At 62.9% G+C, this 7066-nt stretch carries 7 protein-coding genes; 2 read left to right on the top strand and 5 right to left on the bottom strand.

Annotation, left to right across the window (positions count from 1 at the left end; all coding sequences use genetic code 11):
* The 3 genes from J0I64_RS21130 to J0I64_RS21120 all read right to left on the bottom strand — a co-directional run.
* Window positions 1-603 (bottom strand): glycoside hydrolase family 3 N-terminal domain-containing protein (locus J0I64_RS21130; RefSeq protein WP_291412007.1); only part of this gene is annotated, 603 nt, incomplete at its 3' end.
* A gap of 2 nt (window positions 604-605) precedes the next feature.
* Window positions 606-1091 (bottom strand): GNAT family N-acetyltransferase, encoded by a 486-nt coding sequence (locus tag J0I64_RS21125; RefSeq protein WP_291412005.1) that lies wholly within the window; start codon window positions 1089-1091, stop codon window positions 606-608.
* 396 nt (window positions 1092-1487) lie between these two features.
* Window positions 1488-1871, bottom strand: coding sequence for a nucleoside diphosphate kinase regulator (locus J0I64_RS21120; RefSeq protein ID WP_291412003.1), 384 nt, complete (start codon window positions 1869-1871; stop codon window positions 1488-1490).
* 182 nt (window positions 1872-2053) lie between these two features.
* Between J0I64_RS21120 and J0I64_RS21115 the strand changes: the two genes are divergently transcribed.
* Both J0I64_RS21115 and J0I64_RS21110 read left to right on the top strand, forming a co-directional pair.
* Window positions 2054-3319 (top strand): Glu/Leu/Phe/Val dehydrogenase, encoded by a 1266-nt coding sequence (locus tag J0I64_RS21115; protein ID WP_291412001.1) that lies wholly within the window; start codon window positions 2054-2056, stop codon window positions 3317-3319.
* Window positions 3320-3588: 269 nt separating this feature from the next.
* Complete coding sequence (locus tag J0I64_RS21110; protein ID WP_291411999.1) at window positions 3589-5190, top strand: GMC family oxidoreductase N-terminal domain-containing protein; 1602 nt, start codon at window positions 3589-3591, stop codon at window positions 5188-5190.
* Here J0I64_RS21110 and J0I64_RS21105 read toward each other — a convergent pair.
* Together J0I64_RS21105 and J0I64_RS21100 are read right to left on the bottom strand one after the other, a co-directional pair.
* Entirely contained in the window at window positions 5187-6239 is a 1053-nt protein-coding gene (locus J0I64_RS21105; RefSeq protein WP_291411997.1) for a response regulator, read from the bottom strand. The genes J0I64_RS21110 and J0I64_RS21105 overlap by 4 nt on opposite strands.
* Window positions 6236-7066: PAS domain-containing sensor histidine kinase (locus J0I64_RS21100; RefSeq protein WP_291411995.1), on the bottom strand; the 831-nt coding region annotated here is incomplete at its 5' end. The genes J0I64_RS21105 and J0I64_RS21100, both read right to left, overlap by 4 nt.

Below are 7066 nucleotides of genomic sequence, written 5' to 3'. Positions count from 1 at the left end.
CTCACGGAGATCGTCGACCTCGGCATCGACCACCGGGCAATCGAAATGCGGATCGACGGTGACGCGGCCATAGCCGGGAATGTGCTTCATGATCGGCATCGAGCCGACCTCGAGCATGGCATCGATGACGACGCGGCCCATTTCGATGACGAGGTCGGGATCGTCGCCAAAGGCGCGCTGGCCGATGACATCATGCGTACCCTTGCGGGCGAGATCGACGACGGGCGTGGTGCCGCTGCCAAGGCCGAGTTCTGACATCATCGAACCCATGGCGAGGGTCGAGAGGCGCATGGCGCGCTTGCCGGTTTCAAGGTCTTTGCGGGCGAGGGCGCCGAACTGGCCGAGGCTGCGGAACAAAGGCCAATTGCCATTGTCGAGGCGCTGCACGCGGCCGCCCTCCTGGTCGATATAGACCGGGGCGTCGTCGCGGCCGACGGCCTCCTTGAACTGGTGGACGAGGCGCTTGATCTGCTCTGGATTGTCGAGATTGCGCCGGAACAGGAAGAGGCCGAAGGGATTGGTCTCGCGGAAGAACGCGATCTCGTCGGCCGAGAGCTCATATCCCGGCATGCCGACGAAAAGGGCGAGAGGCGTGGTGGTCATGTCTAGTTCGCTTCCGGCTTCTTGATGCGCAAAAGGCCCTGGTAGATGTCTTCCTTGTCCGACGGGATCGGCATGGCCCCGGCCGCCTTGACGTAGAAATCGACAGGACCGGCCGAACCCACGACTGCATAGGCATAGCCATGGGCCTTCATGGCGGCGAGGGTGTGGTAGAAGAGCGCGAGGCCGATATTCTTGCCGCGCTGGTCTTCGGAAACGCCGGTGGGGCCGAAAAAGCCGCGCGCCGTCGCGTCATAACAGGCAAAGCCGACGAGCTGGCCATCAACGGTGGCGATCAGGCAACCAGGCGGTTGGTGGGCCATGGCGGCGCTGACTTCGCTGACCCAATATTCGGAAAAATGGGTGCGGACCCAATCCTTGATGATGTGCTGCTCGGGCGGCAGGGCGACGCGAATGGTCGCCTCCACGCTCTGGGCTCGCTCGCGCAGCTCTTCGAGCTTGCGGCTATAGAGATTGACGAGCAGGTCCATGTTTGTGCGCCGCTCCCTATCGGCAAATCCTTGTCGATGGGCAGGAGTAGCCCGCCTTTCCCGGCGGCATCCTGCACCCAAACAAGTGCTTCCCATGCCGCCAAGCATCGCTGGATAGGGATGCTAGGAGTGAATATTCCAAGTGTCAACGAAACCAGGAATATTCTATTCCTCAAATTTTCAGCCTGTGGACGGCAGGGCCTTGGCGAGGACAAGAAGCTGAACGGTGGAGCAGATTTAGCTGTCGGTGGGACGAAAAATTCCGAGCGGCTTTAAGTTCGCGTGCGGGCGTCGTCAGCGTGCGACGACGCGTCCAGAGCACAACTGCTGCGAAAGCGATAATATTCTATTCTGAGTGGTAGAATTCTTGGAATGCATTATTCCAAGTGGTTCGAATTACCAGCCATAATCGAGCACGGTGAGTGTGCGCAGACGCCCGTCATCCAGCCATTCGATGGACGAATTGCGGCGCATGCCGATGAGGGCCGCGCCGACCGGACCGAGAATCGGGACGTTGCCGCGTTCGCCAATCGGGCGGTTGGGATAAGTCAGGCGGCCGAGGCGTACCTGGCCTTCATCGTCGAGCCTGAACATCACCCGCTGGCCCATGGAAACCCCTGCGGGATCCCACGGGTCGCAAACCTCTGCCCGCTTCAGTTCGCGCTCAAGATAGGCCGACACATAAGGCATACTGTCGAACGAGCGTTCGGCGAGCACCATGACCCGGTTGTAATCGTCCGAGTTGATGAGGATTTCGGGCAAAGTGTGGGAGAGGAGCAAGGCGGCGAACCGGAGAAAACGATATGCTACGATATGCCAATTGCCAAATTGCCCAGTCAATAGTCGGCGCGAATATATTCTAATCAACAAGCGTCAGGATTATTGACCTAAGCGTTCTGATATGGAAGTTTGCAGCCGCATTTTTATGCGCTGTGCACATTCCATGATCGCTAGGAGCCATGATGTCCGACGACACCCTGTTAGATCGCGCCCTAATTCGTCTCGAAGAGGCTGCAAACCATCTCAAGATCGATCAGGATGTCATCGAGAAACTCAAATACCCGCGAGAAACCACGAAGACGCGCCTGCTGATCCGTATGGATGATGGCTCGCGCAAGTCGTTCCTTGCCTGGCGCTGCCGCTATGACGACACCCGCGGCCCGACCAAGGGCGGCATTCGTTTCCATCCCGATTCCACCGTCGAGGAAGTCGAAACGCTCGCCTTCTGGATGACCTTCAAGTGCGCGGTGATGAACCTGCCCTATGGTGGCGGCAAGGGCGCCGTGCGCGTCGATCCGCACCAGCTGTCCAAGACCGAACTCGAACGCCTGTCGCGCGCCTATGTGCAGGCTTTTGCTACGATCATCGGACCCGACCGCGATATTCCGGCGCCGGACGTCTACACCAATGCCATGATCATGGGGTGGATGGCCGACGAATATAACCAGATCACCGGCGAAGTTTCCCCCGCCGTCATCACCGGCAAGCCGATCGCCCTGGGCGGTTCGCTCGGCCGCAACGACGCGACGGCGCGCGGTGGCTTCTACCTCGTGCGGCACCTCGCCACCGAACTCGGCCTCGAAAACGACCACACGGTCGCCATCCAGGGTTTCGGCAATGCCGGCCAGTATTATGCGCGCCTCTCGGCCGCTGATGGCAATTCGGTGATCGCGGTTTCGGACTCGACCGGTGCGATCCACCGTCCGGGCGGTCTCGACGTCGAAAAGCTGATCGCTGGCAAGAATGCCGGTCGCCGCGTTGCCGACATGGCTGCCGAACTCGGCGCCCATGTCATCTCGCCCGATGATCTGCTGGCGCTTGACGTCGACCTGCTGGTTCCGGCCGCGCTCGAAGACATGATCACCAAGGACAATGCCCCGACCATCAAGGCAAAGGTTCTGCTCGAGCTGGCCAACGGCCCGGTTACCCCGGATGCCGACAAGATCCTCAACGACAAGGGCATTATCGTCCTGCCCGATATTCTGGCCAATGCCGGTGGCGTTACCGTCTCCTACTTCGAGTGGGTGCAGAACCGTCAGGGCTATTACTGGGATATCGAAGAGATCCACGCTCGCCTGCTCAAGATGATGGAACGCGAAGGCCGCGCCGTCTGGGATATCGCCCAGTCGCGCAAGGTTTCGGTGCGCTCGGCTGCCTATATCCACGCGCTCGGCCGCCTCGCCAACGCCATCGAAGCGCACGGCACGCAGCCGTTCTTCGCCGGCTAAACGCCTGCGCCGAACGAGCTGAAGAACACGGGGCGCCGCTGCATTGCCAGCGGCGCCCTTATTGTTTTTGGCGGCGGAAATGTTCTGATTTAGGCCTAGTAGCGAGACGCGTCCGCCCGCGAGGCGGCGTGGGCTTCGAGGCGGGCGAGATAGTCGCGCAGCATGGCGACGCGAGGGGCCGCTCTCCCGATAGGGTTTCCGGCGCACAATTGGCAATGTCTGCTTGCACAGGGCCCGGTGGACGATAGCATTGTGCTGGGGAGACCGGCATGAACGACGAATTCGACTTCATCATCTGCGGGGGCGGCTCGGCCGGGTGCGTCCTCGCCAATCGACTGTCGGAAGGAGGACGCTATACCGTTGCCCTGCTTGAGGCAGGCGGGGGTGACAACTGGATCTGGTTCCACATTCCGGTCGGCTATCTCTTTGCCATCGGCAATCCACGATCCGACTGGCTGTTTCGCACTGAAAGCACGCCGGGTCTCAATGGCCGCGATCTCGCCTATCCGCGCGGCAAGGTGCAGGGCGGATCGTCGGCCATTAATGCGATGATCTATATGCGCGGCCAGAAAGAGGACTACGACCGCTGGCGCGCCATGGGGCTCGAAGGCTGGGGTTGGGATGACGTGCTGTCGGTCTTCAAGCAGCACGAGGACAATTGGCGCGGAGCCAGCGACATGCACGGCGCAGGGGGCGAATGGCGCGTGGAACAGCCGCGTATTCGTTGGCAGGTTCTCGACTCTTTTATGGAGGCGGCGGAAAGCGCAGGCATTCCGCGTAGCGGCGACTTCAATACCGGCGATAATGAAGGCTGCGGCTATTTCGACGTCAACCAACGGCGCGGCCGTCGCTGGAGCGCGGCGCGGGGGTTTCTGCGCCCGGCGCGGCGGCGGCCAAATTTGGCGGTGATGACGGGCGCGCTGGTCGATCGCGTGGTGATCAAGGATGGCCGGGCGAAGGGCGTCGTTATCCGCCAGGGTGGCGTCAGCCGCACCATTTCGGCCCGGCGCGAGGTCATTCTGTCCGCCGGAGCGGTTGCGAGCCCTGCCATTCTCGAACGTTCGGGCATTGGCGATGCGGACCATCTACGGCAGACGGGGATTGCCGTCGTGCGCGATCTGCCCGGCGTCGGCGCCAACCTGCAGGACCATCTGCAATTGCGGCCGATCTACAAGGTTTCCGGCGTGCCGACCATGAACATGCTCTATCGCTCGCTGGGGCGGCGCGGGCTGATGGGGCTCGAATATCTGCTGCTGCGGCGCGGGGCGCTGACCATGGCGCCATCGCAGTTGGGCGCGTTCACCCGCTCGTCGGACGAGCATGCGACGCCCAATATCCAGTTCCATATCCAGCCGCTCTCGCTCGACAAGTTTGGTGACGCCATGCACGATTTTCCGGCCATTACGGTGAGCGTGTGCAATCTGCGGCCGACGAGCCGGGGCTCCATCCATATCCGCTCGTCAGCGGCCGAGGAGGCGCCGGCCATCGCGCCGAACTATCTCTCGACCGACGAGGACCTGCGGGTCGCGGCCGCCTCGATCCGCGTGGCGCGCAAGGTGATGAGCCAGCCGGCCATGGCGCGCTATCGGCCGGAGGAGTTTCGGCCTGGGGCGCATTTGCAGGGCGAGGAAGAACTGGCGCGGGTGGCAGGGGATATCGGGACGACCATCTTCCATCCCGTAGGGACGGCGCGGATGGGGGGGGCCGGCGACCGCATGGCGGTGAGTGACAAGGACCTGCGGGTCTTTGGCGTCGACGGGCTGCGGGTGGTCGATGCTTCGGCCATGCCCTTCATCACCTCGGGCAATACCAATTCGCCCACCATGATGATCGCGGAAAAGGCGGCTACAGCGATTCTGGCGCAGCACTAGCCGGTGGGCGCGTCGACGAGCAGGGCTCCGCGGAAGATCAGGGCGACGAGGTCCTGCTGGCGGCCGACCCCGGCCTTGCGGAAAATGTTGCGCATGTGAAAGGCGAGGGTAGTGGCGGTGATGCCCATGTCTAGGGCCACTTCATCGGTACGGAGCCCCCGGGCAAGGGACGCGGCGACGCGGGCCTCGGTGGGGGTGAGGGCAAAGAGCCGCGCGGTCAGGGCTTCGGAAATCGGCGGTGGCGCTTGCGTGTCGAGCAGCAGCATGGCGGCCGAAGTGCTACCATTTTCCTGGGAGCCGAGGGCGACGAAGCGGACCAGCACGGGGTGGCGGCCTTCCTCGCTGACCGTGATCAGGTCCGAGCTTTTGCTTTCGGCCAGTGCAGCGTCGAGCGCGGTGCGCAATTGCTGGGAGACCTTGCTGTCGGCGGCCGAGAGGCGGCCATTGCTGTGAAAGAGCGTTTCGCCCATCACCGCCTCGGCCTGATGGTTCTGGTGGATGATGTCGCGTTGCGCATCGAAGAGCACGACGCCGAGGGCGATGTGATCGAGCGTATGGACGAGATCACCGAGGCTCCGGCGGCTGGCCGCTTCGAGATCGGCCTGTCGCTGGCTTTCGGCGGCTGAGCCGAGGCCGGTCGTGATGCGCACGACCTGATCGAGGCGGGCGCGAACGGTTGCCAGCATCACGTCGAAATCGATCGGCTTTGAAAGATAGTCGTCGGCCCCGGCAGTCTTGCCCTCGATGACGGCGAGGCGATCGGAGAGGGCAGTGAGGAAGACAAAAGGCACATTGGCCATGTCCGGCCCCATGCCCCGCACCGCGCGCAGCAGTTCAAAGCCGCCCATGCGCGGCATGGTGATGTCGCAGAGGATCAGGTCGGGCTTGCGATCGCCGAGCAGATCGAGCGCGGATTGCCCGTCATCCGCGCCGAGCACCTGATAGCCGGCGTCCTGCAGTTCCTCGACGATGTTGTCGCGCAGGCTGCGCTCGTCCTCGACGCAGAGGATGAGAAACTCTTCCGGGTGGCTGAGGGCGCGAGAGGTCATGGCGTTTCGGAATGCTGGCGGGGAAGGACGAGGGTGAAGACCGTGCCCTCGGGACCCGAGGTGACAGTGATGTCGCCCCCATGGAGGCGCGCGATCTGGCGGGCGGTATAAAGACCGATGCCGCTGCCGCTGACCGTGGTGGCCGTGCTGGCGCGGAAGAAGCGTTCAAAAAGACGGGGCTGTTCGGCTTCGGGAATGCCAACGCCATGATCGGCGACGGCGATCACTATGGTTGAACCGGCCATGGCGGCGCTGAGTTCGACCGGCTGGTCGGCGGGCGAATATTTGAGCGCATTGCCCACGAGATTGCCGATGGCCTGGTCGATCAGCATGGCGTCGCATTCGATAGTGTCGAGCGGTTCGAGGGTGAGGGTGATGCGGCGCTCGGGGAAGAGGTCGATGAAGCGGGCCTGGATGGCACGCAGCAGCTGTTCCATATCGGTATTGCGCAAGCTGACATCCATTTCGCCAGCATCGATGCGCTCGGCGGTCAGGGTGCTGTCCATCAGGCGCGAAAGGTCGGCCACGGCATTGCGGATGGTCATCGAGCGTCCCGAGAACTCGGTCGCGTCCATCAGCGGACCGCGGCGCATCATGCGGTGGACGGTGGAATCGATGACGGCGAGCGGCGTGCGGAACTGGTGTGAGACCATGGCGACGAAATCGCGATAGACCTCGCGCAACTGCCGTTCGCGCTGCGCATCGTAGCGCTCGGTGACGTCGCGGACGATGACGATGCCGCCGCTGACACCGGCATTGAGGCGAATGGGGTGGAGGCTCCACTCGAGATAGGCGCCATCATCGCCCAGAACCGGGGCGAGGTAGAC

Origin of the sequence: Devosia sp., assembly GCF_017307565.1 — a bacterium.
Classification (GTDB): Bacteria; Pseudomonadota; Alphaproteobacteria; order Rhizobiales; family Devosiaceae; genus Devosia.
This window is presented reverse-complemented; position numbering and strand designations above follow the sequence as displayed.